This window comes from Glycomyces artemisiae (assembly GCF_003002955.1).
Taxonomy (GTDB): Bacteria; Actinomycetota; Actinomycetes; order Mycobacteriales; family Micromonosporaceae; genus Glycomyces; species Glycomyces artemisiae.
Genome location: NZ_PVTJ01000009.1, coordinates 110003 through 127684, shown reverse-complemented (window position 1 = coordinate 127684; position 17682 = coordinate 110003). Strand labels below are relative to the sequence as shown.

At 73.3% G+C, this 17682-nt stretch carries 15 protein-coding genes and 1 tRNA gene; 9 read left to right on the top strand and 7 right to left on the bottom strand.

Features of this window, described 5'->3' with window-relative positions; translation table 11 throughout:
- Window positions 1-53 precede the first annotated feature (53 nt).
- On the bottom strand, window positions 54-7760 hold the full coding sequence (locus tag B0I28_RS28340; RefSeq protein WP_106365922.1) for a SpvB/TcaC N-terminal domain-containing protein: 7707 nt from the start codon (window positions 7758-7760) through the stop codon (window positions 54-56).
- 471 nt (window positions 7761-8231) lie between these two features.
- Here B0I28_RS28340 and B0I28_RS21545 point away from each other — a divergent pair, with 471 nt between their 5' ends.
- Complete coding sequence (locus B0I28_RS21545; RefSeq protein WP_106365921.1) at window positions 8232-9425, top strand: sensor histidine kinase; 1194 nt, start codon at window positions 8232-8234, stop codon at window positions 9423-9425.
- Here B0I28_RS21545 and B0I28_RS21540 read toward each other — a convergent pair.
- Entirely contained in the window at window positions 9422-10255 is an 834-nt protein-coding gene (locus B0I28_RS21540) for an MBL fold metallo-hydrolase (protein WP_106365920.1), read from the bottom strand. The genes B0I28_RS21545 and B0I28_RS21540 overlap by 4 nt on opposite strands.
- A complete protein-coding gene (locus B0I28_RS21535; protein ID WP_106365919.1) occupies window positions 10245-11189 on the bottom strand; it encodes an MBL fold metallo-hydrolase in 945 nt (314 codons plus the stop codon). The genes B0I28_RS21540 and B0I28_RS21535 overlap by 11 nt, the downstream gene beginning before the upstream one ends.
- A gap of 91 nt (window positions 11190-11280) precedes the next feature.
- Between B0I28_RS21535 and B0I28_RS28335 the strand changes: the two genes are divergently transcribed.
- Window positions 11281-11580 (top strand): LysR family transcriptional regulator, encoded by a 300-nt coding sequence (locus B0I28_RS28335; RefSeq protein ID WP_106366028.1) that lies wholly within the window; start codon window positions 11281-11283, stop codon window positions 11578-11580.
- A 3-nt stretch (window positions 11581-11583) separates the two neighbouring features.
- Here B0I28_RS28335 and B0I28_RS21525 read toward each other — a convergent pair whose 3' ends face one another.
- On the bottom strand, window positions 11584-12447 hold the full coding sequence (locus B0I28_RS21525) for a serine hydrolase (RefSeq protein ID WP_181245895.1): 864 nt from the start codon (window positions 12445-12447) through the stop codon (window positions 11584-11586).
- Between the two features lie 135 nt (window positions 12448-12582).
- On the opposite strand from B0I28_RS21525, the gene B0I28_RS21520 reads away from it, so the two are divergent.
- A complete protein-coding gene (locus B0I28_RS21520; RefSeq protein ID WP_219926909.1) occupies window positions 12583-12915 on the top strand; it encodes a hypothetical protein in 333 nt (110 codons plus the stop codon).
- Here B0I28_RS21520 and B0I28_RS21515 read toward each other — a convergent pair.
- The 3 genes from B0I28_RS21515 to B0I28_RS21505 form a co-directional block, all read right to left on the bottom strand.
- Window positions 12899-14227, bottom strand: coding sequence for a S8 family serine peptidase (locus B0I28_RS21515; protein WP_106365917.1), 1329 nt, complete (start codon window positions 14225-14227; stop codon window positions 12899-12901). The genes B0I28_RS21520 and B0I28_RS21515 overlap by 17 nt on opposite strands.
- Window positions 14228-14318: 91 nt before the next feature.
- A complete protein-coding gene (locus B0I28_RS21510; RefSeq protein ID WP_106365916.1) occupies window positions 14319-14906 on the bottom strand; it encodes a hypothetical protein in 588 nt (195 codons plus the stop codon).
- Window positions 14907-15090: 184 nt separating this feature from the next.
- Window positions 15091-15606, bottom strand: coding sequence for a helix-turn-helix domain-containing protein (locus tag B0I28_RS21505; protein WP_146148192.1), 516 nt, complete (start codon window positions 15604-15606; stop codon window positions 15091-15093).
- Window positions 15607-15834: 228 nt separating this feature from the next.
- Here B0I28_RS21505 and B0I28_RS21500 point away from each other — a divergent pair, with 228 nt between their 5' ends.
- The 6 genes from B0I28_RS21500 (at window position 15835) to B0I28_RS21480 (ending at window position 17663) form a co-directional block, all read left to right on the top strand.
- The gene (locus B0I28_RS21500) at window positions 15835-16077 is read left to right on the top strand and encodes a hypothetical protein (RefSeq protein WP_106365914.1); all 243 of its coding nucleotides are present in this window, start codon (window positions 15835-15837) and stop codon (window positions 16075-16077) included.
- Complete coding sequence (locus B0I28_RS21495) at window positions 16064-16267, top strand: hypothetical protein (protein ID WP_106365913.1); 204 nt, start codon at window positions 16064-16066, stop codon at window positions 16265-16267. The genes B0I28_RS21500 and B0I28_RS21495 overlap by 14 nt, the downstream gene beginning before the upstream one ends.
- Window positions 16268-16365: 98 nt before the next feature.
- Window positions 16366-16465 (top strand) — tRNA-Arg (locus B0I28_RS27420).
- 84 nt (window positions 16466-16549) lie between these two features.
- Window positions 16550-16963, top strand: coding sequence for a hypothetical protein (locus B0I28_RS21490; protein WP_106365912.1), 414 nt, complete (start codon window positions 16550-16552; stop codon window positions 16961-16963).
- On the top strand, window positions 16963-17271 hold the full coding sequence (locus B0I28_RS21485) for a hypothetical protein (protein WP_106365911.1): 309 nt from the start codon (window positions 16963-16965) through the stop codon (window positions 17269-17271). Before B0I28_RS21490 ends, B0I28_RS21485 begins: the two co-directional genes overlap by 1 nt.
- A complete protein-coding gene (locus B0I28_RS21480; RefSeq protein WP_106365910.1) occupies window positions 17268-17663 on the top strand; it encodes a hypothetical protein in 396 nt (131 codons plus the stop codon). The genes B0I28_RS21485 and B0I28_RS21480 overlap by 4 nt, the downstream gene beginning before the upstream one ends.
- The last annotated feature ends 19 nt before the right edge of the window (window positions 17664-17682 follow it).

Genomic DNA, 17682 nt, shown 5'->3' with positions numbered 1-17682 from the left:
TGACTGCGCGGTGGTCGGTGCCGTTGTGGCGCTAGGGGGTCGGGTGGTTCGGGTCAGTCGGTGAACATCCGGTACAGGCCGTAGAGGCCGGCGCCGATCCCGGTGACGATCCCGATCCCGATGAGGACGGGCGAGCCGATGATGCAGCCGATGACGAGCGCGACGCCGCCGACGGCGGCGGCCGCGTTGAACGCGAACGAGGTCCAGTCGCCGCGCTGGTAGTCCTCGTAGGCGAGGTAGCCGGAGATGAGGGCCTGCGCGACGCCGCCCGCGACGCCGGCCGCCCCGCGGGCGATCCCGGCGGTCCGGGCGAGGTTCGCGGAGTGGAGCCCCCGCACGCCGAGCGCGGTGCGCGCGCCCACATAGGTGGCCCCGGCGGCGAACTCGACCCCGGCGGCGCCGTACGCGCCGTAGCGGACCGCGCGGTTCTCGATGGACGAGGCGCCCCAGACGGTGACGGCGGGCCCGGCGAGCATGAGCGCGTTGCCGCCCCAGCGCAGTCCGGTGCGCAGGCGGGTGCTGTTGCTCCAGTGGCCCATGTCGGCGGTGCGGGCGACCCCGCCCGCGGGGACGTCCTCGACGGCTCCGGCGGCGCGGGCGCGCCGGTCGGCGTGCATCGCGCTGGAGCCCTGGGAGCTGTTGATGCCCCGGGGCCAGTAGCGGTGGTCGACCGGGCGCACGAACTCGCCGGGCTGGCGGACGATGTGCTGGAGCTCGACCATGTGGTCGACGGGGTTCGCGGGCGAGCGCAGGCCGCCGTTGGCGGCGTCGAACGCGTCCATCAGGCCCTCGTTGGCGGCGCGGATGTCGGAGGTGCGGGCCGAGCCGCGGCCGGTGTGCGCGGGGTCGGCCGAGCGCAGGCCCACGCCGCGGTCGCCTTGGATGCGCTGGCGGTAGGCGTTGATCTTGGCGTCGTCGAAGTTGTTGGGCACCTCCAGGGTCTCGCCGGGCGGCCCGGCGCGGAACGCCTCGCGTCCGGCGGCGCCGATGCCGGGCCCGGCCGGTGCGCCCGCGCCCTCCCCGGTCTCGCCGCCGTCGCCGGTCTCGGCGCCGGTCCCGGTGCCCGCGTCGGCGCCGGTGCCCGCGTCGCCGGACCCGGTGCCGTTCGCGCCCGCTCCGGCGTCGGGGGCCTGCCCTGCGTCCGCACCGCCGTCGGCCGCGTCGCCGCCGCCGTCGGCGTGCACGGTGATCTCCATGTCGTCGCTGGTCGCCTCGCCGGGGTCCTGGTAGGGCTCGGCGAAGTACCAGGAGCCGTCCTCCCAGGTGGGCAGGGTGTGCAGGTACGGGAAGTACCGCTGGGCCTCGCGCAGGACGTCGGCGGGGTCGGCGTTGGGGTTGGCCCAGATCTCGGGGTCGCCGTCGGGGATGGGGACGTGGACCTTGTCGCCGGGGGCGCTCGCGGGCGCGTCGGCCGGGGTGTCCTGGGTGCCCTTCGGGTCGATCCTGCCGACGGGGTCGTTCCCGCAGTAGGCGTACAGGTTCGGGCCCGCGCCGGTCCCGGCGGGGTCGGCGCCGGTCCACCTGCCGAGCCAAGGCGCGTACATGCGCGAGCCGTAGTCGTAGAGGCCGGTCTCCTCGTCGCGCTCCTTGCCGTGGAAGCGGTAGCGCTTGAGGCTGTGGTGCTCGCCGGGCTTCGCGGAGCGGTAGGCGGTGGAGCCGTACGGGTGGTACTCCTCGTAGGAGACGACCGCGCCGTCCTCACCGGTCTCCACTGTGGCCGAACCGACGTGGTTGCCGTACTGGTACCGGAAGACCGGTTCGCCGAGCGGCGCGCCGTCGGTCCCGGCGGTGTCGGTCACGAGGACGTCGGCGCGGGCGAAGCGCCCGGCGTCGTCGGTGAACTGGATCGTGCGGCGCTCCAGGCGCAGCACGCCGTTCATCCACTCCCGGTAGACCTCGACGGCGCCGAGGTGGCGGCGCTCGGTGCGCAGGCCGCCCTGGCGCTGGACCACCTTGCGGGCGCGGGAGCCCCCGCCGGTGTGGCAGTAGTACGCGGTCCCGCCGCCGCCGAGGTCGGCCTCCCGGAGGCGGTCGTTCCAGTCCCAGGCGAGCGCGGCCAGGTGCGGCGCGGTAGCGAGGTTCCCGTAGGCGTCGTACGTGTACTGGTGGCTGTAGGGGCCGTCGGGGGCGTCGCCGGGGGCGCTGGTGGCGGTGAGCCGGTTGCGCCGGTCGGCGGGGTCGTCGTCGTGCGCGTACCGGTAGCGGCGGGTCCAGCCGCCGCCGTTCGCGATGTGGCGCATGGACAGGAGGTTGCCGAGGTCGTCGTAGTCGTACACCTGCTCGTAGCGGCGCACCGCGGCGGTGTCATTGGGGTGGGGCAGCGGGGCGCCGACCGCGTCGGCCGGGCCGGTGGGCGCGTTCGGGTCGGTGCCGGCGTGCTCGCGGCCGGTGGCGCGCACGAGCTGGCCGAGGGCGTCGTGGCGGAAGCGCATCGCGGCGGGCACGAAGGCGCCCGCGAAGAACAGCGACTGCTGCGCGGTGTCGTCGGCTTCGACGAGCCGCCCGGCGGCCTCGTAGACGTAGTGGAGGTGCTGGATCGCGTCCGCGGCGCCGTCGGCGGCGGTGCGGATCTCGGTGACCTTGCGGCTCAACGGGTCGTAGGTGTAGGCGGTGGTGAGGCCGTTGCCGTAGCGGGCGGTGGCGCGGCGTCCGAGCGCGTCGTACTCCTGCCCGGCCATGAGGGTCCTCACCGGACCGGCGCCGCCGATCTGCGCGTCGAGGCGGGCGAGCCGGTTGGCCTCGTCGTAGGCGGGGGTGACGACGGTGCCGTCCGCCAGGGTCGCGGTGGTGGCGCGGCCGAGGGCGTCGAACGCGCCGCCGGTCTCGACCTGGTCGGCGAGCGGTTCGAGCAGCGGCGCGGCGGCGGCCATGACGGCGGCGGGGTCCTCGATCCCGTCGAGCGCGGACCAGTCGGGCTCGGTCTCGGGGTCGGCGGTGAAGCGGCGCAGCACCCGGAGCGGGTTGCCGTGGCGGTCGTAGCGGTCGAAGACCACCGCCCCGGCGCCGTCGAAGACGATGTGCGTGCGGCCCACCAGGTTCCGTTCGGCGGCTTCGGGGTGGGCGTCGCCGTAGACGACGCGGCTGAGCACGGTCTCGGGCCGGTCGGGGTCGGTGAGGCGGGTGGTGACGGGCCGGTGGAGGCCGTCGTAGGTGACGCGGAGGGTGCGGCCGTGCTCGTCCCAGGCGCGCACGAGGCGGCCCACGGTGTCGGCGAGGTGCCAGCGGCGCCCGCGCTCGGCGGACTCGCCGGAGACGGCGCCGCCGGTGAGGTTGGCGACGGCGGCGCCCACGAGGCGGCCGCGGTGGTCGTACTCGCGGGTGAAGCCGCCGGTGGCGTCGGCGGCGGCCCGGCTGGTGCGCAGGCCCGCGGGGCCGTTGTCGGCGACGGTGTGGACGGTGCGCCCGGACGGGTCGGAGTGGGCGACGGCGGGCGTGCCGGCGTGCTGGGCGGCGATCCAGGCGGCGCGCTGCTGCGGGTCGGCGGGCTCGGGCCCGGCCGGGTCGGGGCTGCCGCGCTCGGCGTACCAGGCGGAGTCGAGGACGGTGTCGTCGGCGTCGTGGGACACCGTGGACCACGGCGTGGTCTCGGTGCGCGTGAACGTGCCGTCGGGGCGGTCGGTGCGCACGACGCGCCCGAGCGGGTCGTAGCGCGGGATCGCGGTCACGCCGGTCTCGACCAGCGCGGCCTCCGACTCGAAGTCGGCGGTGGTCGAGAAGTACGGCTCGTACTGCTTGACCGGCAGGCCCTTGTTGTTGACCACGGTGCGGCCGTTGCCGACCCAGCGCGGGTCGGCGTGGACCTCGGTCGCGGTGCCGGTGTCCGGGTCGTACTGGAGCGCGGGTCCGGGGGCGACCCGGCCCTTGGTCATGACCGTCCCGCCCGCGCCGTCGAAGTAGGTGCGGGTCTCCTGCCAGGGGGTGCCGGGGTCGGCGTGGCGCTCGCGGCGGCGGCTGCGCGCGCTGATCGGTTTGCGCTCGTCGATCCACGAGAACAGGTCGTAGTCCATCGTGGTCGTCGGGTCGTCGGCCGTGTCGGCGTCGGCGTCGCCGGGGCGGCCGAGGACCGCGGTGGCGACGGTGGCGCCGAGGGCGTCGTAGACGGCCTCGGCGCGGTTCCCGGCCGCGTCGGTGACGAGGCGGGGCCGCAGGACGCGGTAGTCGGGCTCGACGCGGATCTCGCGCCCGGCGGCGTCGGTCGCGCGCACCACCATGAGGTCGCGGGGGTCGCGCTCGATGGTGGCGGTGACGCCCGCGGGGTCGGTGGAGCCGGTCGGGAGGTAGAAGCGGTCGGGGGCGTCGGGGGCGTAGACCTCGGTCGGCCCGGCGGCCCACCAGCCCTCGTCGAAGTGCTCGTACCCGGCGGCGGTGAGCTCGTCGGCCGTGACGGTGCCGTCGTAGTGGGCGGCCACGAGGCCGTCGGTGAGGACGAGGCCGCGGCTGCGGTGGCCGATGCCGAGGCGGCCGTGGACGCCGTGCGGGAGCGGCCCGGCGAGGTCGTCGGAGCGGAAGAACGCCTGGGCGCGCGACAGCAGCCGCAGGGCGGGTCCGGCGGCGTCCACGGCGCCGTCCTCGTCGACCTGCTCGTACGGGACGTGCTCGGCGGCGGCGACGAGGGCGTCCACGTCGGCGGCGGTGAGCCGCCCGTCGGGGAGCCCGGCGAGTTCGAATGAGCGGGCCTCGCAGACCTGGCGCAGGCGGCGGGCGTCCGGTTCGTCGATGTCGGCGGTGTAGTCGGCCTCGCTGTACCCGGCGCGGGTGCGGGCCTGGGCGTCGCGGACCGCTTGCGGCAGCGACGGGTCGGCGACCGCGCGGCGGTAGGCGATCGCGGCGGAGCGGACCGGCAGCCCGAGGTCGTCGAGTTCGAGGGCGAGGGAGTGCGAGACGCGGGGGTCGGCGGGGTTCCGGTCGTACGCGTACGTGACGGCCTCGGTGGGCAGGACCTGGAAGACCGCGTGGCGGCGCGCCCCTTTGGGCTGGCGCAGGGCCACGTCGTAGCCGGACTCGCTGACCGAGTACGGGTCGGCCGCCTCGGGGGCGCCGTCGAGCCCGTACACCTCGGTGCGCAGCACGAGGCCTTTGAGGGCGCGGCACGCCTCGCGGTACTCGTCGTCGCCGAGCGCCTGCGGCAGCCGCGGTTCGGGCAGCGGCGGCTCGGGGAGGACGGTGTTCTCCCAGTACTGGTCGCGGCGGGTGTGGAGCATCCGCTGCCCGGCCGCGGCGGCGGCGCCGGTGTGGAACCAGGTGCGGGTGAGCACCGGCGGCTGGTCGAGGTCGGTTCCGGCGCTGTCGTTCTCGGAGGTGCTGCCGGTCTCGTACGCCTCGGTGTCGAGGGCCTCGACGCGGCCGAAGCCGCGGAACTCGCGCTCGACCGGGTCGAAGTAGCCGTCGTGGTAGCTGGTGGTCGAGGTGAACGCGGTCTCGCGCACGTGGTCGGCGCGGGTGACGCGGTGGGCGCACGGGACGGGGAACGGCAGGCGCGAGGGCCAGGGGCGCCCGGCCTGCTCGTCGGCCAGCGCGAAGTGCGTGGAGGGCAGGTACTCGACGGTGGTCTCGCCGCCGAAGCCGTTCTCGTACCCGGCGAGGAGGTGGGGGCGTCCGGCCGCGGCGAGGTCGATGTAGCGCATGGCGGCGGCGGTGCCGCCGGGCAGGACGGTGGACCAGACGAGGCAGCCGGTGCCGGCGCCGCGGAGGTCGACGACGGCGGCCATGCGGCGGTTGTCGGCGGCGGGGGCGCCGGGGAGGTCGCGGGCGGGGGCCCAGGAGTCGCCGGAGCGGTTGGCGTAGATCCGGGCGGCGTCGGCGGCGAGGTAGACGAGGTCGGTGCGGCCGTTGCCGTCGGTGTCGCCGAGGAGGACGCGGCGGGGGTCGAAGCGGTCGGGGCTGTCGAACCAGGGGGCGTCGTCCATGGCGACGGCGGGTCCGAAGCGGCCGCGGCCGAGGTTGGGACGGTAGGAGACGGCGCCGTTGGCGATGCGCACGAGGTCGGGGAGGCCGTCGCCGGTCATGTCGGCGAGCTGGACGGCGACGCGCTCGGAGGTCTCCACGAGGGAGGGTCGGAGGGGTTCGGCGCCGGGCTCGATCGGCTGGGGCGGGCCGAATCCGGCGAGGCCGAGCCCTTCGCACCAGCGGGCGCCCGCGGTGTCGGTGAGGACGAGGTCGGGGAGGCCGTCGCCGGTCATGTCGGCGACGCGGACGTCGGCCCCGAACGCGTCGATAGCGGGGCGCTGCGCGAAGGGCGCGGCGGCGCGCCAGCGGCCGTCCTCCTCGCGGACGGCGATGCCGGTGACGGGTCCGTCGAGGCGCACGAAGTCGGGCCTGCCGGAGCCGTCGGTGTCGAGGAGGAGGTCGGTGCCGACGTTGAGGCGGCCGGTCTCGGGGCGGGGGTCCACGTGCTGCGCGGTCGTGAAGCGCACGGGCCCTTCGGGTTCGAGGGGGGTGTGGTTGCGCAGGTAGTACCAGGCGCCCGCGCGGGAGGCGAGGACCCCGGCGACGCCGTCGCCGTCGAGGTCGACCCAGGTGTAGTCGACCAGGTCGAGGCCGGCGGGCAGGTGCTCGGCGCGCACGTCGCGCACTTCGGGGTCGAGGGCGGCGGGCGTGTACCGCATGGTGGTGGGCGGGGTGTGGGCGCGGTCGTAGCCGTCGCCGGAGCGGACGTAGCCGGTGGAGTGGACGGCGGTGAGGAGGGAGTCCCCGGCGTGGGGGGCGGTGTCGTAGGTGAAGTCGAGGGAGGCGACGAGCGTGGGCGTGTCGCCGAGTTCGGGGAGGTCGTGGAACATGAGGGCGCGCCGGCCGCGGCGGTGGCAGCGGATCTCGAATCCGGGGCGGCAGGTGCCGTAGGGGTCGGGGCGGGCGGGCCAGGGCCGGTCGGGTTCGAGGGCGGGGGTCTCGCTGTCGTGGTCGCCGTAGTCGACGACGAGGGTGAACAGCCACTGCCCGGGCCGGGGGGTCGGGGGCGCGTCGGGGTCGAGGACGGGGAGGTAGGGGACGGCGTTGCCGTAGCGGACGCGTTTGAGGTGCCTTGCGGCCGTGCGGGACTGCTCGGTTCGGCCGGATTCGGCGGCGGAGCGGGGGACGCCCGCGGAGTCCTCGGGGGCGTACTCGTAGGCGACGGCGTTGCCCTTGTCGTCGTGGCCGAAGCTGAGGAGCCAGGCGAAGATCCGGGCCGGGTCGGCGGGGTCGGCGATCCGGCTCTCGGGCCCCTCGCCGAACCAGGAGGTCTGGTTGTCGCTGGAGAGGGTGCGCCACTTGACGTCGGCGCGGTCGGCGACGGCGCTCCAGCGCTCGATGCGGGTGAGCCCGTCGTCGATGCGGGGCCGGTAGCGCTGGACGGTGTAGGCGGTCCCGGCGACGGTGCGGACGGTGGCGGGCGCGGCGTCGGGGACGAGGTCCTCGGCTCCGTCGGCGAGGAACACGTCCGAGTCCTCGGCGTCGCGGTAGCGGGGCACGCCGCGGTCGGTGCGGCGGCTGATGCGCGGGACGGGGAGGTCCCAGCCGTAGCCGAAGAGGCCGGGCCCGCCGGAGGAGTCGTAGGCGACCGCGAGGGAGGGGGCGCCGCGGCCGGCGCTGAAGGGCAGCGGGAACGACATCGAGGCCGAGCCGGTGGCGGGGTTGGTCTGGAACGTCTCGCCGAGGCGCCCGGGCGGGTTGCCGACCGCGGGCAGCTCGGGCGCGCCGGGCATGTGGGCGCTCTCGGGTCCGCCGGGGAAGGGCGTGCCCGGCGGCCGCATCAGGTGGTCGGCTCCGCCGCGGTAGGCGTCCACGATCGCGGCCCCTTTGCTGGGAAAGGCGGTTGAAAGGCACTCGGGAGGTGCCTGATAACGGAGCGTAATGCGATGGAAGCGCCCGCACAATTGACCGTACGGACCAATTCGAGGGCAGTTTCAGTAGTGCCCGAGTGGTAGAATCCGCGTCTTTCACAGAGCGGTCCCGAATGGGTATAACAAGTCCCGAGATTGAATAATGTGGACTATTGAAGCCAGGAGCGCCGCTGGTGCACACGGTGCGTCAGCCTGCTCACTAGATGCTATCGGCAAGCCGGGTGCGGCGGGGTCCCGCCGGAATTGCGGCAAACGGTCGCCGTCCGGAACGGCCGCGGCGCGTCCGCTGCGGCCATTCGTTCGCATTTCGCATGAACGGCGGGGACGAATGCCGCAAAGAACGTGCGATCCGCGCGGCCCGCGCCGTCGGCCTCCGCCACCGCGGGCCGCGCCGCCGGGTGGTTGAATCACCGGGTGACCCCCGAACCGGCCCCCGCGCGCGACCTGCGCCGCCTGCGCACCTACACGTTCTTCACGGTGATCGGCTCCGGCCCGCTGGCCCTCGCCATGGCCGCGCTGTTCCTCGCCGGGGCCGACGACGGCGTGCGCCCGCTCGCCGCGGGCGCGGCGGTCGGGTCGGTCGCGCTGTGCACCGCGGGGCTCGCGCTGCACTGGCACGGCCAGGGCCCGTGGCGCCGCCGCCTCCTGTGGATCGCCTCGCTCGCACTGCTGTTCGCGGGCGTCGCCGCCGAGGCCGCCTCCGGCGAGATCGGCCCCGCGTGGGGCGCCCCGGCCGGGCTCATCGCCGCCGAGGGCGCGCTGCTGTGGTCGCTCCCCGGGCGCCGCTCCCTCGCGGTCCTGCTGGGGACGGCCGCCGCGGGCGCCCTCTCGGCGCTCGCGATGCAGCTGGGCTACATGAACTTCGGGGCGCTGCTGACGACCGCGGTGCTCGTGCCCTCGATCGCCGTCGGGATCGTGTGCCAGCTGTGGCACTACCGGGTCGCGCAGGAGCTGGAGCAGGCCCGCGGGCTCGCCGCCGACCTCGCCGTGGCCGAGGAGCGGCTGCGGTTCGCGGCCGAACTGCACGACGTCCAGGGCGGGCACCTCCAGGCGATCATGCTCAAGGCCCAGGTGGCGCGGCGGTTCCGCGACACGGACCCGGAGCTGGCCGCAGCCGAGGTCCAGGCGGTCGAGGAGCTCGCGCGCGAGGCCCTGCGCGACATGCGGGCCGTCGTCGGCGGCTACCGCAAGACCGCGCTGGCCGACGAGATCGACTCCGCCGCAAGGCTCCTCAAGTCCGCGGGCGTGGAGGCGTCGGTGCCCGACAAGGCGCCGGACCTCGACGAGGACACCGAGCGGCTGCTGGGCCTGCTCGTGCGCGAGGCGACCACGAACCTCATCCGCCACGCCGAGCCCACGTCCGCGAACGTGTCCATCGTGGAGGTCGACGCCCAGGTGACGGTCACGGTCGTCAACGACGGCGCGCCGGAGGCGACCGAGGGCGGGAACGGGCTCTCGATGCTCGCCAAGCGGTTCGACGAGGCCGGCGGGTCCGTCGAACACGCCCTCGACAACGGCGAGTGGACCATCCGGGGGACCCTCCCGAAGCCCGTGGTCCCCCGGCCGCGCCAGGCGCCGAGGGCCGCCACGAGGGCCCGCCGCCGCTAACCGCCGAAGGTGTGCGACTCCAGGTGGTCGAGCAGGACCCACTCCGAGTCCGGGCTCGCCTCGGCCACGAGCTCGCCGAGGGCCGCCGCGCCGAACAGGTCCACGGCCGGCTCCTTCAGGGGCGCTTCGTAGTCGTCCCAGTGGGTCGGCACGATGTACGGCGGGCGCCCCGTGGCCGCGAGCATCCGCTCCACGTAGTCCGGGTAGGCCGGGTTGGGGCCCTGCATGAACAGCACCGTGGGCCGGACGCCCGCCACCTCCCGCTCGTGGAACGACGGCAGGCCGTTGAAGAACAGCGAGGTCTCGCCGAACGTCACGAGGTACGCGAGGCTGCCGCCCTCCACGAGGTCCTTGATGACCTCGGGCTTCTCGGGGACCGGCCCCGGGCGCGTGCCGGGGAACAGGAGCGTCTTGTGCTTGCCCGAGACGCCGTGGGAGGAGCGGAAGACCTCGACGGTGTAGCCGTCGAACTGGTACAGCTCCCCGCCGCCGACCTGCGACAGCTGCTCGTCCGGCGTGCCCATGGCGCGCAGCAGGTTCAGGTGCGTCTCGGTGCCCAGGACCGTCGCGCCGGTCTTCTCCGCTACGTACGGGACGTCGGCGATGTGGTCGAAGTGCGCGTGGGTGATGAGGATCGAGTCGGCGGCCCCGATGTGCTCGTCCACGGCGGACTCGTCCACGGTGATCGGCGTTTCAGGATCGAACTGCCCCGGGACGGTGGCGCCGGTGTAGGTGCGGGAGACGTACGGGTCGACGAGCACCGTGGCGCCGTTCCCGGTGATCTCCCAGGCGTTGGTGCCCAGCCAGCGGACGGTGACCTCAGAAGTCATGGCTCTCCAGGTGGTCGAGGAGCAGGAACTCGGTCTCAGGGCTCGCGGCGGCCACGCGGTCGCGCAGGGCCTCCCAGTCGCCGCCCTTGACGGCGGGCTCGGTGAGCGGCTCGTCGAAGTCGTCCCAGTGGGAGGCGACCACGTACGGCGGGAACCCGGTCGCTTCGAGGGCGCGCTCCACGAAGGCGGGCGTGTGGCCGCCGCCGGGCTGGAGGAACAGCACGGTGGGGCGGATCCCTGCGATCTCGGCCTCGTGGAAGCTCGCCGACCCCATGTTGAAGAACGAGACGCCGCCGAAGTCCACCAGGTACGTCAGGCTGCCGCCCTCGATGAGGTCCTTGATCCGCTTGGGGCGCTTCGGGACCTCGCCGGGTCGGGTGCCGCCGAACAGGATCCGCTTGTGCTCGCCGCTGGCGGAGTGCGAGGAGCGGAAGACCTCGACGGTGTAGCCGTCGAACTGGTACAGCTCCCCGCCGCCGACCTGGCACAGCTGGTCGTCGGGGGCGCCCATGGCGCGCATGAGGTTCAGGTGCGTCTCGGTGCCGAGCACCGTCGCGCCGGTCTTCCCGGCGAGGTAGGGGACGTCGGCGATGTGGTCCCAGTGCCCGTGGGTCACCAGGATCGTGTCGGCCTTCGGCAGGTGCTCGTCGATCACATCCTCGTGGACCTCGATCTCCGTCTCCGGGTCGGCGCCGCCGCTCGAATACGCGCCGGTCGGGAACCGGCTCACCCACGGGTCGATGAGCACCGTCGCGGTCTCGGTGGTGAACTCCCACGCGTTGGTGCCGAGCCAGCGCAGGCGCACGCCCGCGGTGTCGGTCTGGGCCGCGGCCACGCCGCCCCCGGCGGCCGCGGCCGCGACGGCGGCGACGCCGGTGCCCTTGAGGAGGTTCCGGCGCTGGAGCGCCGGGGTCCGGTCTCGTTTCTCGGTCATCGCGACAGTCAAGCCCGGATCGTCCCGTCCGTCCAATATCAACGCGCGTATCGCCTCATACGCGCGTTGATATCGTGGCTCGGTGGACATCATGCGGCATCTGGAGTGCTTCCTGGCGGTCGGTGAAGAACGTCACTTCGGGCGGGCGGCCGAGCGGCTCGGCATGGAGCAGCCGCCGCTGAGCCAGCGCATCCGGCGGCTGGAGAAGGAGCTGGGCGCGGAGCTGTTCGACCGCAGCGGCGGGCAGGTGGCGCTGACGGCCGCCGGGGACGTCCTCATGCGGGAGGCCCCGGCCCTGCTGCGCCAGCACCAGCGGATGCGGTCCCTGGTCAAGCGCGCGGCCGAGACCGACCCGGCGGACCCGCCGCGCCCGTGGAGCGCGATCTACTGACCCCTACCGCCCCATGGCCTCGGTGAGGGCGAGGGCGGTGCGGCTCATCGCGAGCTCCACTTCGCGGAAGTTCCGTTCGGTCGGCTGCGCGGAGACGGCGATGGCGTGGCGGCGGCCGTCGGGCCACTCCCACACGGCGACCTCGTTGAGCCAGCCCGGGAGCGACCCGGAGCGGCCGAAGACCTGGACCTCGCTGGGGGCCAGGCGGGACAGGCGCCCGCCGGTGAGCTGGCGGCCGGTCCAGGTGCGCAGGTCGCCGGCGATCGGCTCGGGCCCGTTCCAGATGTGCCGCATGAACGCGGTGAGGTCGGCGCAGGTCGAGACGTTGGTGCGGGCGGGGTCCCAGGCGCTGGTGGCGCGCAGCTCGGCGGTGGTGACGGCCCCGGCGCTGAGGACGTGCGCGAGGGCCTGGAGGTCCGAGACGTCGAGGTCGCGGGCCACGTCTTCGAGGATCGTGCGCGGCGGGCCGATGAGCCGGGTCCCCTTGAGCCCCAGGCGGGCCGGGAGGCTCCGCAGGGACGAGGCGCCGATGCGGGCGGTGACGAGGTCGGCCGCGGAGTTGTCGGAGACCTCCATCATGAGCGCGGCGAGGTCCCACACGCTGATGTGCGAGTCGTAGCGGAACCCGGCGGTGCCGGTGCCGCCGAGGCGGTCGGCGGCGGTGGTGCGGACGGGCGCGGCCGGGTCGACCAGGCCCTCCTCGACCTGGCGGCGGAACTCCCAGGCGATGAAGAGCTTCACGACGGACACGAGGATCACCGGCTCGTCCTCGCGCACGCCGATGCCGCGGCCGTCGCCGAGGTCGCGGATGTGCGCCTGGGCCGTGGCGCCGAGGGGCGCGAAGAACCCGTCGACGATCGCCTGCACCTCTCGCCCCCTTCCGGTCGACCGACCACGGTACCCGGCGGGTGCGACATTCCGGGCTGCGGACCGCAGGTCCGGCAGTGCCTCTGCGGACCGCAGGTCCGATAACCGTTCGCGTCCGGTCCTAGAATCGGCCTCATGGAGGAGGAGGGGCCGCTGCTGCGCGAGGTGTACCCCGACCTCGTCGCGGAGCTGGAGCGGCTCCTGGAGGACGAGGGCGAGCGGAGCCTGTCGATCCTCGCGCACGACCTGCGGATCGTCGCCGAGTGCGGGTGCGGCGAGCCCCACTGCCAGAGCATCAGGACCGCCCCGCACCCGCCCGGCGAGCCGTACGGGCCCGGGCACCGGAACGTGCTGCTCGACCCCGACGAGGGGATGCTCGTCCTGGACGTGCTGAACGAGCGGATCGTCTACGTCGAGATCCTGTTCCGGCCCCCGATGGCCCGCCGGGACGTCACCCGGCCGCAGTAGCCGGGTCCATCGCCCACAGCGCCCCGCCGTCCCCCGCCTCCGGTGCGGCCCCGGCGACCACGAGCGCGAAGTCCTGCCGCAGGTCGCCGGCGGGGGCCGCGCCGGGCGCGTGGCTGGTGACGGAGACGCCGCGGACGCGGAACGTGTAGACCCCGGGCTCGGGGTCGTCGACGATGATCTGCTGGACGTTGTTCGTGACGCGGGTGACGGGGTTCGCGTCCCAGTTGCGGACCTCCCCCGAGGGCGTCTCCACCTGGAGGTACAGCTCGTTGACGAGGCCGCCGAGCCCTTCGAGCGAGGGCGCGTCGGTCCAGACGAGCGTGGCCTTCAGCTGAGTGCCGGAGGCGGCGACGCGGAACGCGCGGATCTCGCCGGTGGCGACGGCGTGCGCGGGCGAGTCCGCGAACCCGACCCTGCTGTCGGGGCCGACGGCGGCGCCGACGTCGATGCGGCCGAACCCGGACACCGGGTTGGGCCCGGCGGGCACCTCCCCGGGGTACTGGCCGGGGATCGGGACCGCGCCGTTGACCAAGAGCGCCTTGAGGAGCGCGCCGGAGGGTCGGCGGCCGTCCTCGACGTGCCCGGCGTCGGCGAGGCGCTGGCGCACGAGCGCGGCGGCCCCGGCGACGAGCGGCGTGGCCATGCTGGTGCCGCCGCTCCAGCAGTACTTGTCGCGCAGCGGGTGGCCTTCGGGGAGGCGCCCCCAGAGGGGCTCGCCGTCGCCGTCGTAGACCGAGGAGAGGAGCGAGAGGACGTTGGTGCCGGGGGCCACGACGTCGGGTTTGATGCGCAGGTCGTCGGTGGGGCCGCGGGACGAGAACGCGGCCATGCCGTCGGTGTTGTCGGAGACGTGCCCGGCGGCGCCGAGCTTCGGGTAGCTCGACCAGTCGCTCCAGTTGCGGTCGAGGCCGGGCGCGGGGTCGGACCCGGCGGGGCGGTCGTTCTCGGTGGCGCCCACGGTGAGGCAGTTCTTGGCGGTGCCGGGCGAGCCCATGGAGTCGCGGTCGATCTGGCCGTCGCTGTCGACGTCCTCGCCGTCGTTCCCGGCGGCGAAGAGCACGAGCATGTCGGGGTGCTCCCAGGTGAAGGCGTCCACGGCGCGGGCGTTCTGGCTGTACTCCCCCGCGAGCGGCGCGCCCCACGAGTTGGTGTGGACGCGGGCGCCCGCGGCGTAGGCCTCGGCGAACAGCTCGGCGATGTCGCCGGGGATGCCGTAGAGCCCGGAGGCCGGCGGGGGCCAGGGGAACGTGAAGGGCTGGAGGCCGGAGGCGGCGAGTTCGGCGCGGGACTTCCACCGGATCGTCTGCCCCATGACTCGCTAACAAGTAAGTGTGATAGGGCTGGGCGGTGGCTCGAACATACAGCAGAAGGCCCCGTTCCCCCCACCGGGAACGGGGCCTTCATCATGCCGGTAACGGCAGCTCGCGCGGCGCCTCCTTGCCTCGGTCTGAACCTGCGTCGGCGGGTTCGTCTTCCCCGGGAAGGACGAGGACCGTGCCCTCGCGGAGGTAGCAGTTCTGGAGGGCGACGATCGCGCCGATGCACTCCTTCACCGCGGCGGTGGCCGCCTCGACCGCGACGGTCGAAGCGGTCACAGCGTCGTCCATCGATTTGATCGCGGCGCGGTTCTCGTTGATCGCCTCCGAGATTTCCCGGAGCGTGGTGAGCATGGCGCAGGTGGATTCGTCGATCTTCGCGTGGAGCCGGGCTTCGCGGGCTTCGGCTTCAGCGATGGCGGCGGCGGTGCGGTCGTCAAGGTTGACGACGCCGGTGCGGTCGCGTTCGATGGTGCACCACAGCCAGTAGGCAAGGACGATGCATCCAGCGAGGTTTGCGAGGCCGCTGGTGGTAAAGGCGTGGCCGCCGGGGAGTGCGAAGTGCACCCAGTAGGCGACGGCTGCGCCGGCGGCGAGGATGGCGCCGATGACGGCATGGGTGATGGTAGGGACGGTGAACGAGATGGTGACTCGTCGTGTTGTGGGTTCTGTCATGGTGGGTTCCCCGTGGCAGTACGGACTGATGGAACAGGCTTTGGGGGTCAGTCAGTGCCGGATTACCCATTGTAACCACGTTGTGTGACGTGTCCCATCATCCAATCGGACTACCATATTCAGCCGCGTGAGGCGCAACCTCTCCCACTGTATGAACCTGTCGGGTGTGTCGGGTACCTGACAGCTATTGGTCGGTCGGCTCGTCCGCCGCTTCGAGGACCGTGCCGAGGAGCTCCTTCGCTCGCCGTTCGGTCTGCTCAGCCGACAGGCGCTGGCTCGCAGCGGAACGCCGGGCCTCCTCTGCCATGCCGATGAGCGCTTGCAGGTCCTCACGTCGCGCGGGCGACGTGCCCTCTTCGGCCGCAAGTGCTTTGGCTCGTCGGATGAACGCGCCGAGCCTCACGGTGTCGTTCAGCGGGGGCAGCCCCGCCCCCCAGCCGAGCAGCTGCGCGGGCTCGGCGAAGTCGATGCCGAGACCGCGGCAGAACCGGGCGACCGTCTCGCGCTTGGGAACCGACTTCATGCCGATCCAGTCATAGATCGCGTTGCGGTGGACGCCACCCTTCTCCGCGAGCTTCGTGACCGACCACTTCTTCGGGGGCTCACCGAAGCTGTCCACGACGTCCTGCACCCAGTTCGCGAAGTCCTGCCGCTGCTCGGGGGTCGGGCCTTCATCAGGGTTGCTACCTGCACGTTGCATACCCCCAGAGTAGGCGCGGAGGGCGCGCCGCCGCTGGTAGGTGCTCATCTTGTCGCGTCTGATGTGCAGTTGTACTCGTCTTCGACGCTCGTACTTAGGGATGTCCAGGATTCGCATTCGCCCATGTTATGCCACTTGCACGTTGCAGTCTCCCCCGGTTGGTGTCTGATCTTGGACGAACAGACGACGCCCTTGACTGCACATTGCAAGTTGCAATAGGCTACTGTCGTGCAGATGGAACACGCACCGATCGACACGAGGGAGCCGGTGTTCGTGGGCGGTCAGCCCCACTGGCTCCGAGCTGAGGTCATGCGACGTCTGGGCAAGGACCGGACGACGCTCTGGCGGTGGGCGAAGCGAAAGAAGATCACGCAGCGCTACTACCTTGGTTGGGCCTGCTACCCCGTCGCCGAAGTCGTGCAGATCGAAACCGCGCAGCAGGACAAGGAGCACAGCAATGGCAGCAACTGAAAGCGATCGCCCCGGCGGTGCTCCCAACTCCGGCACCAAGCCGACCGACCGCCCGCGGGCCGTCTCCTCGTTCCAGGACCCGGTGCGGCTCGACCGGGCGGCGCGGATCCTCCAGTACGCGCTCAGCCGCGAGGGCCTCACGATCGCGGACCTTTGCGTCCCCGGTGTCGAACACGCCCGAGCTGCGTGACGACGTCTCGACCGCGGCCGGGGGTGGCGCGGAAGGGATCGGAGCTTCGGCTCCAGGACCGGCCCCTTCTGAGGGGTGAGGGGTCGGTCCACCCCCAACGGCATCTAGCTCAGCTGGACGCTCCGAGACCTGATCAGTTGAGGACAGAGCGCCGGGTCGCGAACCCGGAGGTGCGTGGTTCGAATCCACGGATGCCGACGACAACAGAAAAGGGCCGCGAGCTGCGGTAACAGCTTTAATGCGGCCCTTCGGACAACCAGATCAGTGAGAAGAGGCAATCCAGTGAACAACCAGACTATCGAGACCAGCGGGCCCGCGCAAGGTGAGGCGAGCGACGACCTGCTCCACGGCGAGGCTCGCACCGACGCGATCGTGGGCATGAGAGCTCTGCTCGACCTCCTGGAGGCCGATGCGGCACTGCCGCTCCCGCAGTTCGCGTTCCACTTCTATGCCCAGCCGCGCGATGCGGGCATCGACCAGGATGCGACCGCCGAGGCGGTCTGCTGGCTCGGCACCGTCGCGGGCGCGCTCGGCGTCGACGTGGCAGACCACGTCGGCAGCTCCCCGTCCTCGGAGACGGACATCTACAAGGCGAGCCGCAGGTTCGGCGACCACGTCCGGTACGAGGCCGTACACATCACCCCGGAGTTCCGCGCGGAGCAGGACGCCAAGGCCGCTGCGGGCGGTGAGTCCTGATGGTCGACCTCCTCTCCCGAGACACCAGCGCCCCCGCGCTGGCGGTCCCGGCCGACACGGCGGCGCTCCCCGCCGGGTACCGGCGCCCTGCGGTCCCGCAGCGGGTCGAGATCGCCGACGCGATCGACTGCACCGCCGAGGCCGCGCACCGGATCGGCGACCGCGACTTCGCGTGCGGGCGGCACCGCTTTGAGGTCGTCGCCGCGCACTGGCACCGCGAGCCCGGACTGCCCGTGTTCGACCTCGACCCTGGCAACGACCACGTGTGCAACGAGGTCCGCGCTGAGCGGCGGGAGGGGGCATCGTGAATGTCTCCTTCCGCGAGTTCGTGACCGGCGGTATCGCCGCCCTCGACGCTGTCGAGCTCGCCGTGCTCGCGATGGTCGCCCTGGTCCTTGCCGCCGCCTTGGCGCTCATCGTCAACGAGGCCGCCGCCCGCGCCGACCGGTCCCTGCTGGAGCCAGCGGTCGCGTTCGTCGCCGCGCTGTTCCTCCGGGCCGGTGCCGCTCGGCACCGCCGCCGGCGGGCCTTCCACGGCCGGACCGCCCCGGAGCTCGCGGCGGCCCGCCGCCGCGAGATGCAGGCGCAGCTCGCCGAAGGCCTCGACCGGCTCCTGGGCGCGGTCCTCGAACGCGAGGCCGAGACCGGCGCGACCGATGTGCGCGACCGCCGCCGCCCCGACCGGTCCCCCACGACTTGATTCCCCGGCGGGGGCCTGT